Origin of the sequence: Gordonia sp. UBA7599 (assembly GCA_002477755.1) — a bacterium.
Classification (GTDB): Bacteria; Actinomycetota; Actinomycetes; order Mycobacteriales; family Mycobacteriaceae; genus Gordonia.
Genome location: DLKD01000062.1, coordinates 86240 through 101616, shown reverse-complemented (window position 1 = coordinate 101616; position 15377 = coordinate 86240). Strand labels below are relative to the sequence as shown.

At 67.1% G+C, this 15377-nt stretch carries 17 protein-coding genes, 1 tRNA gene and 1 other RNA gene; 11 read left to right on the top strand and 8 right to left on the bottom strand.

What is annotated here, in order from left to right; all coding sequences use genetic code 11:
- Nucleotides 1-31: 31 nt before the first annotated feature.
- The 3 genes from B4L26_RS08120 to B4L26_RS08110 are packed head-to-tail and all read left to right on the top strand — an operon-like array spanning nt 32 to nt 2750.
- The gene (locus B4L26_RS08120) at nt 32-1000 is read left to right on the top strand and encodes a MetQ/NlpA family ABC transporter substrate-binding protein (protein ID WP_290717820.1); all 969 of its coding nucleotides are present in this window, start codon (nt 32-34) and stop codon (nt 998-1000) included.
- Nucleotides 997-2088: a methionine ABC transporter ATP-binding protein gene (locus B4L26_RS08115; RefSeq protein WP_290717818.1), complete on the top strand. Its 1092-nt coding sequence runs from the start codon at nt 997-999 to the stop codon at nt 2086-2088. Before B4L26_RS08120 ends, B4L26_RS08115 begins: the two co-directional genes overlap by 4 nt.
- The gene (locus B4L26_RS08110; RefSeq protein WP_290717816.1) at nt 2085-2750 is read left to right on the top strand and encodes a methionine ABC transporter permease; all 666 of its coding nucleotides are present in this window, start codon (nt 2085-2087) and stop codon (nt 2748-2750) included. The genes B4L26_RS08115 and B4L26_RS08110 overlap by 4 nt, the downstream gene beginning before the upstream one ends.
- A 20-nt stretch (nt 2751-2770) precedes the next feature.
- Here B4L26_RS08110 and B4L26_RS08105 read toward each other — a convergent pair whose 3' ends face one another.
- Nucleotides 2771-3655 carry an aldo/keto reductase gene (locus B4L26_RS08105; RefSeq protein ID WP_290717814.1) on the bottom strand — a complete coding sequence of 295 codons (885 nt, stop codon included), beginning with the start codon at nt 3653-3655 and terminating at the stop codon, nt 2771-2773.
- 40 nt (nt 3656-3695) lie between these two features.
- On the opposite strand from B4L26_RS08105, the gene B4L26_RS08100 reads away from it, so the two are divergent.
- Nucleotides 3696-4715, top strand: a complete 1020-nt coding sequence (locus tag B4L26_RS08100; RefSeq protein ID WP_290717812.1) for an isopenicillin N synthase family dioxygenase — start codon at nt 3696-3698, stop codon at nt 4713-4715.
- A 98-nt stretch (nt 4716-4813) separates the two neighbouring features.
- Nucleotides 4814-5887, top strand: coding sequence for an HtaA domain-containing protein (locus B4L26_RS08095; RefSeq protein ID WP_290717810.1), 1074 nt, complete (start codon nt 4814-4816; stop codon nt 5885-5887).
- Nucleotides 5888-5900: 13 nt separating this feature from the next.
- Here the strand turns inward: B4L26_RS08095 and B4L26_RS08090 are convergent, their stop codons facing one another.
- The 6 genes from B4L26_RS08090 to B4L26_RS08065 form a co-directional block, all read right to left on the bottom strand.
- Nucleotides 5901-6467, bottom strand: a complete 567-nt coding sequence (locus tag B4L26_RS08090; RefSeq protein ID WP_290717808.1) for a hypothetical protein — start codon at nt 6465-6467, stop codon at nt 5901-5903.
- 25 nt (nt 6468-6492) lie between these two features.
- Nucleotides 6493-7251: an ABC transporter permease gene (locus B4L26_RS08085; RefSeq protein ID WP_290717807.1), complete on the bottom strand. Its 759-nt coding sequence runs from the start codon at nt 7249-7251 to the stop codon at nt 6493-6495.
- Nucleotides 7248-8081 (bottom strand): ABC transporter permease, encoded by an 834-nt coding sequence (locus B4L26_RS08080; RefSeq protein WP_290717805.1) that lies wholly within the window; start codon nt 8079-8081, stop codon nt 7248-7250. The genes B4L26_RS08085 and B4L26_RS08080 overlap by 4 nt, the downstream gene beginning before the upstream one ends.
- Nucleotides 8078-9019: an ATP-binding cassette domain-containing protein gene (locus B4L26_RS08075; RefSeq protein WP_290717803.1), complete on the bottom strand. Its 942-nt coding sequence runs from the start codon at nt 9017-9019 to the stop codon at nt 8078-8080. The genes B4L26_RS08080 and B4L26_RS08075 overlap by 4 nt, the downstream gene beginning before the upstream one ends.
- 134 nt (nt 9020-9153) lie before the next feature.
- Nucleotides 9154-9570 carry a hypothetical protein gene (locus B4L26_RS08070; protein ID WP_290717800.1) on the bottom strand — a complete coding sequence of 139 codons (417 nt, stop codon included), beginning with the start codon at nt 9568-9570 and terminating at the stop codon, nt 9154-9156.
- Nucleotides 9571-9589: 19 nt separating this feature from the next.
- Complete coding sequence (locus B4L26_RS08065) at nt 9590-10015, bottom strand: hypothetical protein (RefSeq protein ID WP_290717798.1); 426 nt, start codon at nt 10013-10015, stop codon at nt 9590-9592.
- 173 nt (nt 10016-10188) lie between these two features.
- Here B4L26_RS08065 and B4L26_RS08060 point away from each other — a divergent pair, with 173 nt between their 5' ends.
- Together B4L26_RS08060 and B4L26_RS08055 are read left to right on the top strand one after the other, a co-directional pair.
- A complete protein-coding gene (locus tag B4L26_RS08060) occupies nt 10189-10446 on the top strand; it encodes a type II toxin-antitoxin system Phd/YefM family antitoxin (protein ID WP_290717796.1) in 258 nt (85 codons plus the stop codon).
- Entirely contained in the window at nt 10443-10817 is a 375-nt protein-coding gene (locus tag B4L26_RS08055; RefSeq protein WP_324548234.1) for a type II toxin-antitoxin system VapC family toxin, read from the top strand. The genes B4L26_RS08060 and B4L26_RS08055 overlap by 4 nt, the downstream gene beginning before the upstream one ends.
- Before the next feature lie 94 nt (nt 10818-10911).
- On the opposite strand, the gene B4L26_RS08050 is transcribed toward B4L26_RS08055, so the two are convergent.
- Nucleotides 10912-11000 (bottom strand) — tRNA-Ser (locus B4L26_RS08050).
- Between the two features lie 117 nt (nt 11001-11117).
- Between B4L26_RS08050 and ffs the strand changes: the two genes are divergently transcribed.
- The 4 genes from ffs to B4L26_RS08030 all read left to right on the top strand — a co-directional run.
- Nucleotides 11118-11214: signal recognition particle sRNA small type (ffs, locus tag B4L26_RS08045), an RNA gene on the top strand.
- Between the two features lie 29 nt (nt 11215-11243).
- A complete protein-coding gene (locus B4L26_RS08040; protein ID WP_290717794.1) occupies nt 11244-12518 on the top strand; it encodes an aminotransferase class I/II-fold pyridoxal phosphate-dependent enzyme in 1275 nt (424 codons plus the stop codon).
- Nucleotides 12519-12593: 75 nt separating this feature from the next.
- Nucleotides 12594-13850, top strand: a complete 1257-nt coding sequence (locus tag B4L26_RS08035) for a glycosyltransferase 87 family protein (protein WP_290717875.1) — start codon at nt 12594-12596, stop codon at nt 13848-13850.
- Nucleotides 13851-13897: 47 nt separating this feature from the next.
- Nucleotides 13898-15377, top strand: a 1480-nt coding sequence (locus tag B4L26_RS08030) for a DNA polymerase III subunit gamma and tau (RefSeq protein ID WP_290717791.1), incomplete at its 3' end; no start/stop codon positions are given.

Here is a 15377-nt window from a genome sequence, read left to right as displayed (position 1 = left end):
GTATCGACCCCCGATCGCCGATGATCATGACGTGACCGAAGACAAGAACACGGCTTCGGGCGATCCTGCAATTCCGGGCGACCCGACCGATCAGTATTGGCTGCCGCCCAAGCCCAAACGTGATCGGAGTCTGCTCTTCGCCGGCGGCGCGGTCGCTGTCGCACTGCTGATCGGTGCGGTATTCACCTTCTTCGGCTCGTCGGGACTGTTCCGCGACGACGACGGTTCCGAGGTCTCCATCGCCACCACCGAGGCAACTCAGGACTACTGGCCGATCTTCGTGCGCAAGGCCAAGGACAAGGGCGTCACCATCAAGACGGTGAGCTTTGCCGACGGCAACCAGGTCAACCCGGCGCTGGCGCAGCGACAGGTCGATCTCAACCTGTTCCAACACCTACAGTTCCTGGCCGACTACAACACGTCCACCAACAGCGACCTCACCCCGGTGGGCTCCACCTATATCGTCCCGTTGGCGGTGTACTCCAAGAAGGTCACCTCGATCGAGGCGATCCCCGTCGGCGGGCAGGTCGCGATTCCCAACGACGCGACGAACCAGGCGCGTGCCCTGCTGGTGCTGCAGTCGGCCAAGCTCGTCGAACTGCGGGGCGGCGGCACAATCAAGTCGACGCCCGCCGACGTGTTGCCGAGCTCGCGGGTGCGGGTGGTGCCGGTGGCCGCGCAGCAGACGGTGACGTCCCTGCCCTCGGTGGACGCTGCGGTGATCAACAACAACTTCGCCCAGGACGCCGGCCTGGATCCCAAGACGGCGATTTACCAGGACGACCCGAACAGCCGCGCCGCCGAGCCCTACATCAACATCATCGTGTCGCGGTCGGCCGACAAGGGGAAGCCGGAATTTCAGAAGGTCGTCGAGGCCTTTCACGCCCCCGAGGTGACCGCCGCCCTCATTTCCCAGTCGAAGGACACAGCGGTGATCGTCACGCGGCCCGCCGACGAATTGGCGACGATCCTCAATCGACTCGAGGACGAGCTGCGATGACCGACGCGAGCACCGAGGTGAGCTCCGACGCAACCACCGAACCGATCATCGAACTGCGGCACGTCACCAAGTCCTACCCGGTCAAGGGGTCCAAGGAGGTCTTCGACGCCCTCTCGGACATCAACCTGACCATCGACCGCGGCGAGATCTTCGCCATCATCGGCGGATCGGGGGCGGGTAAGAGCACCGCGGTGCGACTGATCAACGCCCTGGAACGCCCCACCTCCGGACAGGTCTTCGTGGAGGGTGTCGACCTGGGCACGCTGCGCGGCAAGGCGATCCGCAGCCTGCGCACCCGCGTCTCGATGGTCTTCCAACAGTTCAACCTGCTGAACTCGCGGACCGTCTACGCCAACGTGGACTTCGCCCTGGAGGTCGCCGGGTACCCAAAGGCGCAGCGCCGCAACCGGATCGCCGAACTTCTACACTTCGTCGGCCTCGCCGACAAAGCCTGGGAGTACCCCACCCAGCTGTCGGGCGGGCAGAAGCAGCGCGTCGGCATCGCCCGCGCGCTGGCCGCCAATCCGTCGGTGCTCCTCGCCGACGAGGCGACGTCAGCCTTGGACCCGCAGACCACTAACGATGTCCTGACACTGCTGAAACGGGTCAACGACGAGTTCGGCATCACCGTCGTCGTCATCACCCACGAGATGGACGTCGTCCGCAAACTCGCGACCCGGGTCGCCGTCCTGGACAAGGGGCGCCTCGTGGAGGAGGGCGATGTTTACGACGTCTTCGCCCACCCGCAGGCACGGTTGACCAAGAGCATCGTCGAAGACTCCCTGCACGGGCGGCCCAACGCGGCCGAAACGGCGACCCTGACCGCCCGCTACACCAGCGGCACGTTCATCTCGGTGCCCATCGGTGAGCACACCGCCGTCGGCGACATCCTCGCCGACGTCACGCGCAGCACCGACCTTGGATTCGAGTTCGTCTACGGCGGTATCTCGGCCCTGCAGGGGCGGTCCGTCGGCAACATCACGTTGCTACTCAAGGGCTCCGACGAGGCGGTCGCCGCGGCGATCGCCCGTTTGCGGGAATCCACCCCCGAAGCCGAGGTGCTGGGATCGGAAGGGGTGGCGTCATGAACATCGATTGGGACACCCTCGGACCGATTTTCTGGGAGTCGCTCTGGCAGACGCTGCAGATGGTGGTCGCGACGCTGGTCGTCGGCGGAATCCTGGGATTGGCCCTGGGCATCGCGCTGTACACCACGCGCCGCGGCGGAATCCTGGAGAACGTGTGGGTCTACCAGATCCTCAACGTCATCGTGAACTTCGTCCGGCCGATCCCGTTCATCATCTTCATCGTCGCGATTGGACCGTTGACGGTGAAGGTCGTCGGCACCACGATCGGTACCGGTGCGGCGATCTTCGCACTGGTGATCGCGGCGACGTTCGGTATCTCGCGAATCGTCGAGCAGAACTTGGTGTCCACGGACCCGGGGGTGGTGGAGGCGGCCGTCGCTCTGGGTGCCAGCCCGCTGCGCATCATCTTCCGGGTGCTGCTGCCTGAGGCACTGGGCCCGTTGATCCTGGGCTACACCTTCATCTTCATCACTGTGGTGGACATGACCGCGGTGGCCGGGTCGATCGGCGGCGGCGGTCTGGGTAACTTCGCCATCCAGTACGGCTACCAGCGGTTCAATTGGTGGGTCACCTGGATCGCGGTGGCGGCGATCATCGTCCTCGTACAGGCGGCACAGTTCTTCGGGAACTGGCTGTCGGACAAGGCAATGCGGCGCGCTTGAGCGCGGCCCGCCATCGGTGGCTACGACGCCGGTGCGCCGAAGTTCAGCTCGTCGGGGTGGGCGCCGAAGCGCCGCCCCGCGTCGAGGCCGTTGATGACGGCCATGTCCTCGTCGTCGAGTGCGAAGTCGAAGACCTCGGCGTTCTGCGCGACGCGGGCGGTGCGCGAGGACTTCGGGATGACGACGATACCGCTCTGCAGATGCCACCGGATGATGACCTGAGCGATGGACTTCCCGTGCTTCTCGGCGATCACGGCCAGGGTTGGATTGCCCAATAGCTGGTTGGTGTGTGGTTCGCCGCCCCAGCCTCTACCGCTGCCGCCGAGGGGGCTCCACGCTTCGACGGTGATCCCGCGCTCAGCGCAATAACTGCGCAGCTCGCGCTGCTGCAACAACGGGTGGAGTTCGACCTGGTTGACCGCGGGAACCACGTCGGTGTGCGCGGCGAGCAGATCGAGGTGGTGCGGCTCGAAGTTGCTGACACCGATCGAGCGCGCCTTGCCGGCGCCCTGGATCTCGATCATCGTCGCCCACGTTTCAACCAGCCGTTCCTCGTGGCCGACGAGCGGCCAATGGATCAGATAGAGGTCGAGATGGTCCAGGCCCAACAGCGAGAGGCTCGTGTCGACGGCGGCAAGCGTGTTCACGCGACCATGCTCGGCGTTCCACAGCTTGGTCGTGATGAAGACGTCGTCGCGGTCGACGCCGCTGGCGGCCAGGCCGCGACCCACCCCGGCTTCATTGCCGTAGTCGGTGGCAGTGTCGATGCTGCGGTAACCCGCGTCGTCGAGGGCGAATCGGACGATCTCCTCGGTCTCCTCGTCGTCGGCCTGCCAGACGCCCAGGCCCAGTTGGGGCATGGTGTGCGAGTCGTTGAGGATGACCGACGGTGACCGGGAGACCATGGTCGGAGGATATCGGGTCGCCGTGCGCACATTGTTGAGGATGACTGCGGGGCCGGTCCACAATGTGGGGGTGGTTCATGCGTCACTCCCGGTTCTCGATTTGTCCCTCGCCGACTCCGACCCGCAGCGCTTCCAAGCCGAGCTGCTGGACGCCAGCAGCAACGTCGGCTTCTTCTACCTGACCGGGCACGGCATCGTCGACGACGAGTTCGACCGGGTGCTGGCGACTGCGCGCAGCTTCTTCGCGCAACCGGCCCAGGTCAAGGACGAGGTCAGCCAGCTGAAGAGCCCGCAGTTTCGCGGCTACACGCGCATCGGCGGTGAACTCACCAATGGGCAGACCGACTGGCGCGAGCAGATCGACCTGGGCCCCGACCGTGAGCCCATCGACGACGCCGAAGGTTTTTGGAATCTCCAGGGGCCCAACCTCTGGCCGTCGTCGCCGCCGGAGTTCCGAGACATCTTCACTGCCTGGACCGAGACGGTCAGCAACGTCGGCCGCCGACTCCTACAGCAGTGGGCCGTCGCGCTCGGGGCGCGGCCCGACATCTTCGACGAGGCGTTCGCAGAGCCGGCGACGTTGACCAAGTTGGTGCGCTATCCGGGCACCGACGACCTATCCCAGGGCGTGGGGGCGCACAAGGACTCGGGTGTGCTGACGCTGCTGTTGGCCGAGCCCGGTTCCGACGGCCTGCAGGTGGAGGCCCAGCGGGGTGAATGGATCGACGCCCCACCCATCCCATACACGTTCATCGTCAACATCGGCGAACTCCTCGAGGTGGCCACCGGCGGTGTGCTGCGCGCGACGCGACACCGTGTGCAGAGCCCGCCGCCCGGCAAGGACCGGGTTTCGGTGCCGTTCTTCTACAACCCCGGACTGGACGCCCAGATCCCGGTGTTCGACGTCGCCGCCAGCGGTCCGGGGGTCGAACTCGATCCGGGCAACCCGATCTTCGCCACCTATGGGGAGAATGCCTGGAAGTCACGGGTCCGTGCGCATCCCGATGTGGCGCAGCTCCACCACGGGATCGTGCCCACCGGCGTCGCGTCGGCGTACTGAGTCCCAGAGGGGGACCGGAGGGGGCCACCGCGGGACCAATGGACCCATCGGGTCCCCGGCTCTGGGCGGTCAACACGACCGGAGTTAGGCTGCCCTACATGAGACGACTCCTCGGTGTTCTCGTTGCCACCGTTGCCGCTGCGGGGGCGCTGGCCCCGGCGGCCGCCCCGACCGCCGTCGCGGCACCGTGGCGGCCCGCGATCAACGTCTACCTCGCCGACGGCGTGACCCCGGCCGGTGCGACGACGCTGCACCCCGGTGACACGCTGGTGGTCAAGGGCAGCGGCTTCGACCCAGCCGCAAACACGTCGGGTTTCCCGGTACCCGTCCCGCCGGGAGTGCCGCACGGGGTGTTCATCGCCTTCGGTGCTTTCGCGCCGCACTGGCGTCCGTCGGCAGGTGCGCCCGAGTCGTCGCGTGCCACCGCGCGCAGCGGTGTGCAGTGGGCCATGGCGCGCACTGCCCTGGACCGTGTGCCGACCGCACCCTTCGACTTCCGCCGCACCATCTACCAGCAGTGGGTGCCGCTGCACCCGAACGGCACGTTCACCGCGAAGCTCAAACTGTCGACGCCCAAGACGATCCCGGCCGGCGCCCGGTGGGGCGTGTACACCTACGGTGCCGCGGGCGCCGACAACGCATCGCAGGAGTTGGCCGTCGGAGTCCACTACAGCACCGCGCCCGGCCCGAACACGCCGAAACCGCCCGCCCACAACCTCCTGTGGGCCTACTCGCCGTCGTTCTACCGGACCGTCTCCGGCACGACCCAGGGCAGCGTCACCGGCAGTAAGGGCGCCGAGGTCGACAAGGCTGGACGCATGTCGTTCGAGCTGGTCGACGGTGCACTGGTCGGCGGCAACGGTACGCTGCGGTTCCGCGGGACCGTCGTCGCGTCGACGCGGTTCCACCTGTACGAGGTCGCCCTCGTCGACCCGATCCTCGTCGTCCGTGGCGGGCAGGGCGTGCTCAGTATGGCGACCTCGACGACCAACATGAACGGGACCGACGCCACGCGTCGCGTCGACATCGCCGACGTCGACCTGCGCGGGGCGACCCCCGACGGCAAGACGGGCGCGGCCGTCACGTTCCGGCCGGGGATTTCCCCGCAGGTCCTCGCGCTGCTCTCGACCGGGCCGGCGTCACCGCTGGACCTGCGCCTGACCGGCCGCTGAACGTGCGCGGGTTCTAGCTCACGACATTCAGATCGGTGGCCAGCCACTTGCCGTCGACCCATTGCATGGTGGCTGTCGTGGTCGTGGTCGTGTTGTACGACCCCGCGCCCTTGGCTGAACTATGCAAGACGAGGAGGACCTTTGCCCGTCCGTCTTGGCACTCCTTGACCGACTGGTTCACTACGCGGACGTTGACCGCCGTCGGGCTCATTTTTTGAAGCTGCTCGATGGTGCCGGCGAGCTGCTGGAGTCTGGTGAACCCGAAGGGTGTCCACCGGTCGCGGTTTCGAGCGAGGTAGGACTCCTTGGTGGTGCCCGAATCGAAACTCATCGCCGACGTCACAGTGCTCGCCGCTGCGTCAGCGACAGTGCCGCAATGGTCGTCGCCGACCGCGCGGTAGACGAAGTAGCCGCCGACGCCCACGCCGGCCAGGAGTACGAAGAAGGCCGCGAGGATCCCGATGATCAGCCCGACATACGACTTCTTCGGCGCCGCCGGGTACGGCGGCGGGTACGCCCCCGGTGGTGGATAGGAGCCGGGCGGGGTAGCGGGCTGCTGCGGCGGGATCGGTTGGGTCACGGGTCCCATTCAAGCGCATTGCGGGTCAACGGCTGCGGCTGTAGGCCTTCGTCGCCAGAAAACCGAACACGACCGTCAGCCCGACCGCCCAGGCCACGCTGACCCAGGCGTCGAACCCGAACACCGGCTCGCCGGCCGTCGTCGCGCTGCGCATGGCCGCGGCGATGTGGGACACCGGGTTCGCCGAGGCGATCGGTTGGGCCCAGCCCGGCAGATCGTCGAGCTTGACGAAGCCGGTGGAGAAGAACGTCAACAGCAGCAGCACGGCGTTCAGCGAGCCGACGGCGCTCTCGGCCGAGTCCGCCGACATCGCGACCGTCACCATGAACCACGCGACACCGAACCCGACGGCCAGCGGCACGGCGAAGTAGACCACCGCACCGAGTAGCCCGTTCTGGAACCGGAAGCCCATCGCGACCGCGACAACGGTGATCACCGCGACCGTCAGCGCATTGCGCGCGATGTCGGCGACGATGCGCCCGGCCAGCGGTGCGACCGGCGAGATCGGCAACGTGCGCAGTCGGTCGTCGAACCCGGATACGCGGTCCTGGTGGGCGGCCATCGCCGTCGACAGTGAGCCGAAGAGCACGCCCATCGTCGCGAACACGGGCGCGGCGTACTGCACGTATTCGGCGAGACTGGCCAGCGGCATGATCATCTTGCCGAAAGAGACCGACATCAGCAGGAGCAGGATCGTCGGCATGGCCGCCGCCGACGCAACCGTCATGGGCGAGCGCGCCATCAAGACCAGGCCGCGTCGGGTCATCACCGCGATGTCGCTCATGCCGTCCTCCCGAACACGCGGGGAGCCAGTGCTCCGAAGATGACCACCGAACCCGCGCACCACGCGAGCGCGATGAGCACCGCGTGAGTCGTGTTGACGGGCTGACCGGCGTTGGTCGCGACGGTGGCGGCGTCAGTGGACACCGCGCGCATCGCCTCGGTGACCCGGGACAGCGGCTGGTTCTGCACGATCGGCTGCAACCAACCCGGGTAGGCCCGCTTCGGGACGAACAGGGTCGACACCAACAACAAGGGGAAGTAGATGACCCCGCCGATCGCCTGGGTGGCCTCGGGGTCGGCGAGGGCGTAGCCGAGTACCAGGTATGGCAGGACGATCGCCACCGATGCCACGACGATGATCCCGATCAGGGCCAGTGCGCCGAACACGCCGGTCTCCAGGCGGAACCCGACGGCGTAGCCGATCGCGATGAGGATCGCCGAGCCGAATAGTCCGCGAACGGTCTCCCCGGCGAGCAGTGCGATCACCGGCGCCGACCGGGCGATGGGCATCGCCCGCAGGCGCGACGACATGCCCGACGAGGCATCCTCGGCGGCCCACACCGAGCCCGACATCGCCGAGAAGAACACCGCCTGCATGATGATCGCGGGCAGCAGGTACTGCGCGAAGTCCATGCCGGCGCGCTCCATGACGCGGCCGAAGATCGTGAAGAACAGGGTCGCGAACATCACCGGCATCACGACCGCGCCGATGATCGAGATGGGGCGCCGCGACATCAGCACGATGCTGCGCTTGGCAAGCAGCAGCGTGTCGGTGACGGCCGATGGTCGCGCTGCTGTTTGCGGTGCGGGCGAGTCGACGACGGTCGTCATGCGTTCGCCTCGGCGTCGGCGTCGGTGGGCTCGCCGGTGAGAGCCAGGAACACGTCGTCGAGGGTCGGGTTGCGCAGGCCGATGTCGTCGGGGACGATCCCGTTCTCGTCGAGGACACGAACGACCGCGAAAAGGGTCGCCGGTCCATCGCTGGGCACGGTGAGCTCACCGTCGTTCTCAGCGACCGGCCACCGGACGCCCAGGACGGCCGCCGCACGTGCGCGCTGCTCGTCGTCGACGGTGAGATGGCAGACCGCACCGCCGATGCGCGCCTTGAGCTCGTCGGGCGTCCCTTCGGCGATGACGGTGCCGTGGTCGATGACGACGATGCGGTCGGCGAGTTGGTCTGCCTCTTCGAGGTACTGGGTGGTGAGGAAGACGGTGATCCCTTCGTCGCGCAGGTGTCGCACGACGTCCCACAGCATGGCGCGGCTGCGCGGGTCGAGGCCCGTCGTGGGCTCGTCGAGGAACAGCACCCGCGGCTTGCCGATCATCGACGCCGCGAGGTCCAGGCGCCGGCGCATGCCGCCGGAAAAGGTCGCGGTGCGGCGGTCGGCGGCATCGGTGAGGTCGAATTCGTCGAGGAGTTCGGCGGCGCGCGCTGTCGCCGCGGCCTTGCCGAGTTTGAACAGGCGGCCAAACAGGATCAGGTTCTCGCGCGCGGTCAGCGCATCGTCGAGTGCGGCGAACTGACCGGTGAGGCCGATGAGCGGGCGGACCGCGGCGGGGTCGGCGAGGACGTCGATCCCGGCGACGCGCACCGTGCCGGAGTCGGGGCGCAGCAGCGTCGTGAGGATGTTGATCGTCGTCGTCTTGCCGGCGCCGTTGGGGCCGAGTACCCCGAGGATCTCGCCCTCCTCTACGGACAGGCTGACACCGCGCAGCGCGTTGACGTCACCGAATGATTTGTGCAGGCCGCGGGCCTCTACGGTAGCCATAATTAGGTAAGCCTAACTAGATGGCTGGAGAAGTCAAAACAATCGTGGTCAGCGCCACAACAGCTACCGGTCCCCACAGAGGCTACGGTTGCAACGGTAGCTGTCGTTGGGAGCGGTAGCCGTTGTGACAGTCGTCAGGGGATGCGGATCTCGCCGCCGCGGTTCAGCACGGTGTCCTCTTGCTGGAGGCAGGTGATGCGGACCGGATAGGTGCCGGCAGGCTTGGGGACCGAGCGGATCTTGAACGAGGTGAACAGTTCGTAGCGCTGGTAGACCGTCTGCCAGGATCGCACGCCCAGCGAGCCGAACGTCGGATCACCGAAGTAGGCGTCGAAGCGGCAGAACTTCTCACCGAGGGGCAGCCCGCTCACCGTCGCGACCAGGCGCGACTGTTCGGTGGAGAACTTGACCACCGGCTTCGTCGGCGGGATCGGGAATGCCGGCGGCGGTATGGGCGGCGGCGCGGCGGCGGCGGGGGCGGCCAGTGCGGCAGCTCCGATCGTGCCGAGGGCCACAGCGGCAGCGGCGAAGACGGACGTGGCCTTACCCATAGCAATCCCCCCTACGGGCTCAGTGGTGCTGGTTGTCCGGTGCGTAGGTGCCCTTGGACGTGATCCGCAGCCACTTCTCGTTGACCGCGACGATTTCGGGCTCGCCGGTCTTGGGGTTCGGGACGAAGCAGGACATGCGCACGAGGTAGCGGCCGGCCGGCAGCGGCTTGGTCGTGATGGAGACCGAGTCGCCGGTGGTCTTGCGCTTGCCGACGGTCACCATGTCGTTTCCCATGGAGCCGATGATCGGACCCGGGTTGCCCTGGCTGCGGTCGAACCCGCACGACTTGGTTCCGGGCGGCAGGTGGGTCGCTGCACCGATCAGGCGGTACTGGTAGACGCCGAACTTGACGGTCGGGGGCGTGACGGCCAGCGCCGGGGCGGCGGTCAGTGCCGTGCCGGCCACCGCTGCGGCGGCGGCAATCGCGGAAACGGTCTTGCGCATAGGTTTGCACCCTCTCGAAAAAGCCTTGGAAAAACTGAAGGTACCGCATCGGCCCTGACCAGGTGTTCGCATCCCTTAGCTTGCGCCGGTGAGCGTCGGTTGGCGGGCGTGATCCGATGGGGGTTGCGAAATAGGTCTGGCCAGACCTGGCCAGACATAGATAAACTAGCGCTATGACCACCGTGAACATCTTTGAGGCGAAGGCGTCGTTCTCGAAGTTGATCGCCGCCGCTGAGGCCGGGGAGACCATCGTCATCGCGCGTAACGGGAAGCCCGTCGCGAGGCTGGGTCCGATCGATCCAGTGACTTTTCCGCCTGCGAAGCTCGGCGACCTAGCAGGGCAGTTCACCGTGCCAGATGACTTCGATGAGTGGACTGCCGATGACGACGCACTCTGGTACGGCGACGGACAGGACTCCCGGCAGTCGTGACAGTGCTACTCGACACCCACGTCCTGTTATGGATGCGCTCTGCACCGGAGCGGTTGTCCCCGAGCGTGCTGGGCGCACTGGCCGACACGAGCGCGCGGAAAGTGATCTCGGTGGTCTCTCTGACCGAGATCGCCATCAAGGTGTCGACCGGCAAGCTCGACGTCGGGCCGCGATTCTTCGAGACCGCCGGCGACCTTGGGCTCGAGATAGAACCGTTCGGCGCCGACCATGCGCGGGTCCTCGCGGAGCTTCCGTGGATACATCGGGATCCGTTCGACCGGATGCTCGTCGCCCAGGCGATGGCCGGCGGCGCCACGCTGATCACGGTAGATCCGAATATCCAGAAGTACCCGGTGCCGACGCTGTCGTAGGTGGACCGCGCAAAGAGACCCGGGCCGATGGCCCGGGTCTCTTACGTGACACATGTCGCGACTCATGTGAGACACATGTCGCGACTCATCACAATGGCGGAGGATAGGGGATTCGAACCCCTGAGGGCTATTAACCCAACCCGCGTTCCAGGCGAGCGCCATAGGCCACTAGGCGAATCCTCCAGGTCTGGAGATGTCTCCAGTGCCTTGCAGATGATAGCGGTGACCACTGGGGAAACCCAAAAAGCGGCAGGTTCTACCCTGCGGGTCGAAGGACGCTCCCCGACCGTTTACACTTGGTGCCGGATCCCGCGCGGCGTGCATCCTGTGAACTCCCCCAGGGCCGGAAGGCAGCAAGGGTCAACGGGCTCTCTCGGGTGCGCGGGGTCCTCTAACTTTGCCGACTCCGTGCGAGAGGCCGCGGCCGTGAATTATCACTCGAGAAGCCCTGCCGAACTTCGCGACATCCGCGACGACCTCCGCACCCGGTACCGCGAGCTCCAAGCCGCCGGGCTGAGCCTCGACATCACCCGTGGCAAGCCGTCGCCCGCGCAGCTCGACCTGTCCAACGAGCTACTCCACCTGCCCGGCGACGACTACCGCGCCCCCGACGGCACGGACACGCGCAACTACGGCGGCCTCGACGGTCTGCTGGCGCTGCGCGAGGTGTTCGCCCCGCTGTTCGGTGTGGCGCCGCAGAACCTGATCGCCGAGGGCAACTCCAGCCTCGACCTCATGCACGACCTGACGGTGTTCGGCCTGCTGCACGGCCCGCCCGGTGCGCAGCGCCCCTGGTCGGCGGGTCCGATCAAGTTCCTGTGTCCGGTCCCCGGCTACGACCGCCACTTCGCGATCACCCAGAGCTACGGCATCGAGATGATCGGTGTCCCGATGCGCCCCGACGGTCCGGACGTCGACGTGTGCGCCGAACTCGTTGCACGGGATCCGTCGATCAAGGGGATGTGGCTGGTACCGACCTACTCCAACCCGACCGGCGCGACGGTCAGCGACGAGGTCGCCCGCGCACTGCTGACGATGCCGGCCGCCGACGACTTCCGGATCTACTGGGACAACGCCTACGCCGTGCACACGCTCGTCGAGGCACCGCCGGAGCCGCTGCGGATCGTCGAACTGGCACAGGAGTGCGGCCACCCCGACCGTGTGTATGCGCTCGGCTCCACGTCGAAAATCACTTTCGCCGGTGCGGGCGTCGCGTTCCTCGGATCGTCGAAAACCAACCTCGACTGGTTCCGCAAGCACCTGTCGGTCAAGATGATCGGGCCCGACAAGGTCAACCATCTGCGGCACCTGCGCATGCTGCCCGACGCCGACGCGGTGCGCACCCACATGGCCCGTCACCGCGACATCCTCGCGCCGAAGTTCCAGCTCGTCCTCGACATCCTCGACGATCGACTGTCCTCGTCGAAGATCGCGTCCTGGACGCGCCCGGAGGGCGGGTACTTCATCAGCGTCGACGTCCTCGACGGCACCGCGTCGCGCACCGTCGCACTGGCCAAGGACGCCGGTATCGCGCTGACCGCCGCGGGGGCGACATTCCCGTACCAGCGCGACCCCAACGACGAGAACATCCGGATCGCACCGAGTTTCCCCGAGCTCGACGAGCTGGCCGTCGCAATGGACGGATTCGCCACGTGTGCCCTGTTGGCGGCCACCGAGTCGCTGCTCGGTGAAGAAGTCTGACGCATTCGGCGGGCCGGTGACCGCAGACGTGGCACGGTGGGAGCCGTGAGCATTCCGGCGTCACGCGGGCGCACGATGGCGATCGTCGCCGGATCCGTGGTGGTCGCGGTGCTGGCCCTGTGGATCCAGAACGCGATCGTGCCGTACTCCAAGCCGTTCTGGGGACTCTTCGACAACCAGCTCGACCTCGACGTTTACCGCGCCGGCGCGCAGACTGTGCTCGACGGCGACAAGCTCTACGACGCCAAGCTGCTCGGCCAGATGGACTACACGTACACGCCGTTTTCGATCTTCGGATTCATCCCGTTCGCGTGGATGTCGATGACGGTGGCGCGAGTGGTGTGGATCGGTGGGATCCTCGTCGCGCTGTACTTCACGATCATGATCAGCTTCCGCAGCCTGGGTCGGTCGCCGACGCTGGCGCTGCGGGCCGTCGCCGTCGCGCTGGTGACGGTGATGATGCTGCTGGAGCCGGTGCGCACCACGATCTGGTACGGGCAGATCAACGTCTTCCTGATGGCGATCGTGCTTGCCGACCTCCTGCGCCCCGACGGCGCGCGGCTGCGCGGCGTCGCCACCGGCCTGACTGCGGGGATCAAGCTCACGCCGATGTTGTTCGCGGTCTATCTGCTGGTGATCCGCAATACTCGGGCGGCCGTCGGAGTCGTGGCGGGGTTCGTGGGGTCGGTGCTGCTTGGGTTCGCGATCCTGCCGAGCACGTCGTGGGACTACTGGACCTCGAAGCTGCGCGACCCCGATCGCGTCGGCACCCCGCAGACACCGGGCAACCAGTCGATCCGCGGCCTGCTCGCCAATCTCGGCCACACCAACGAGCCCAACGGGCTGCTGTGGATCCTGCTGGTGCTGGTGGGGTTCACCCTGGGGATCGGCGCCGCGGTCGTGGCGCACCGAGCCGGACAGGAACTGCTCGCGCTCTCGCTGGTGGGGATGACGTCGTGTGCCATTTCGCCGATGGCCTGGGGACACCATTGGGTGTGGTTCGTCCCGCTGGCGGTCGTCGCGCTCAACTGGATTTCCGACGCGGGTCGGTCGGCGTCCTCGCGCATCGTCGTCGGAGTCATGGTCGTCGGCGGGTTCTTGGCGGCGTTCTCGTGGCGGACGTACCTGGGTTACGCGACATGGCAGTTCAACCAGACGCGCGACGATGCGTACCTGATCGGCCTGTTTTTCAAGCACGGTTCGGTGGGGTGGCTGGACTGGTTTGTGTGGGAGCCGTACGTCTGGGTGTTCGTCGTGACGTGCGTGGTTGTGCTCATCGCCGGGGCGCGGTTGCGGGCGCCGGCGAAACCTGCCGAGGTCCAGGCCGAATGAGAGCGGGCTCGGCTGCCGGTGTCCGAGCGCACCGGTAGGCTCTGTGCGTGGCTCTGTATCGCACTTATCGCCCGGCAACCTTCGCCGAAGTCGTGGGTCAGGACCACGTCACCGCACCACTGGGCCGAGCCCTTGATTCCGGGCGGATCAACCACGCGTACCTGTTCTCCGGTCCGCGCGGCTGCGGCAAGACGTCGTCGGCGCGCATCCTGGCCCGGTCGTTGAACTGTGAGCAGGGCCCGACGTCGACGCCGTGCGGGACCTGCGATTCCTGCGTCGCGCTGGCGCCCGGGGGTCCGGGCAACCTCGACGTGATCGAACTCGACGCGGCCAGTCACGGCGGTGTCGACGACACTCGCGATTTGCGCGACCGGGCGCACTACGCGCCGTCGCAGTCGAGGTACCGGGTGTTCATCATCGATGAGGCGCACATGGTGACCAACCAGGGCTTCAACGCGCTGCTCAAGATCGTCGAGGAGCCGCCCGAGCACCTGATCTTCGTCTTCGCCACGACCGAGCCGGAGAAAGTGCTGCCGACGATCCGATCGCGCACCCACCACTACCCGTTCCGACTGTTGGCACCGCCGGTTATGCGCGGGTTACTCGAAGGGATCTGCGCGCGCGAGGGCGTCACCGTGGAACCCGAGGTGTTCCCACTGGTCATCCGAGCCGGTGGGGGGTCGCCGCGCGACTCGCTCTCGATCCTCGATCAGCTGCTTGCCGGTGGAGGTTCTGGCGGAGTCAGCTACGACGAGGCGATGTCGCTGCTCGGCGTCACCGACGTCGCGCTCATCGACGATGCGGTCGACGCGTTGGCCGCCGGCGATGGTGCGGCCTTGTTCGGCACCGTCGAGGACGTCGTCAATGCCGGGCATGATCCGCGACGGTTCGCCGTCGATCTCCTCGAGCGCCTGCGCGACCTCATCCTGCTGCAGGCGGTACCCGAGGCGGCCGAGCGTGGACTGGTCGAAGCGCCCGGCGACCAGGTCGCGAAGATGCGTGCACAAATCGACGGGCTGGGTTCGGCGATGCTGACGCGAGCCGCCGAGACGGTGCACACCGCGCTCGGCGAGATGCGCGGGACGACGTCGCCGCGGCTGTTGCTCGAGGTGATGTGCGCGCGCCTCCTGTTGCCGGAGACTTCGGCCGACGATGCCGCACTGCTGGCGCGCCTTGAGCGCCTCGAAGCCGGCGGGCCCCCTGCGGCCGCCGGCTCACCGACGCCACGAGCGGCCACCGGTGTTCCAACAGCGAAAGTTCCGCTGCCGGGTGCGCCAACGACCGAAGCGGCACTGGGAACAGCGAGAGCGGCAGCAGGTGGGTCAGTAGGTGCGCCTCCTCCGGCACCCGACGACGGTGCGCCGCTGAAGTACACCCGACGCTCTCAGCGCGCTACCGCGCCGACCGAGCCCGATCCGACGCCGACCGAGCCCGAGATTCCGCCGACCGAGCCCGAGATTCCGCCGAGCGAGCCCAAATCCGCACCGACCGAGCCCGAATCCGCACCGACCGAGCCCGATCCGACGC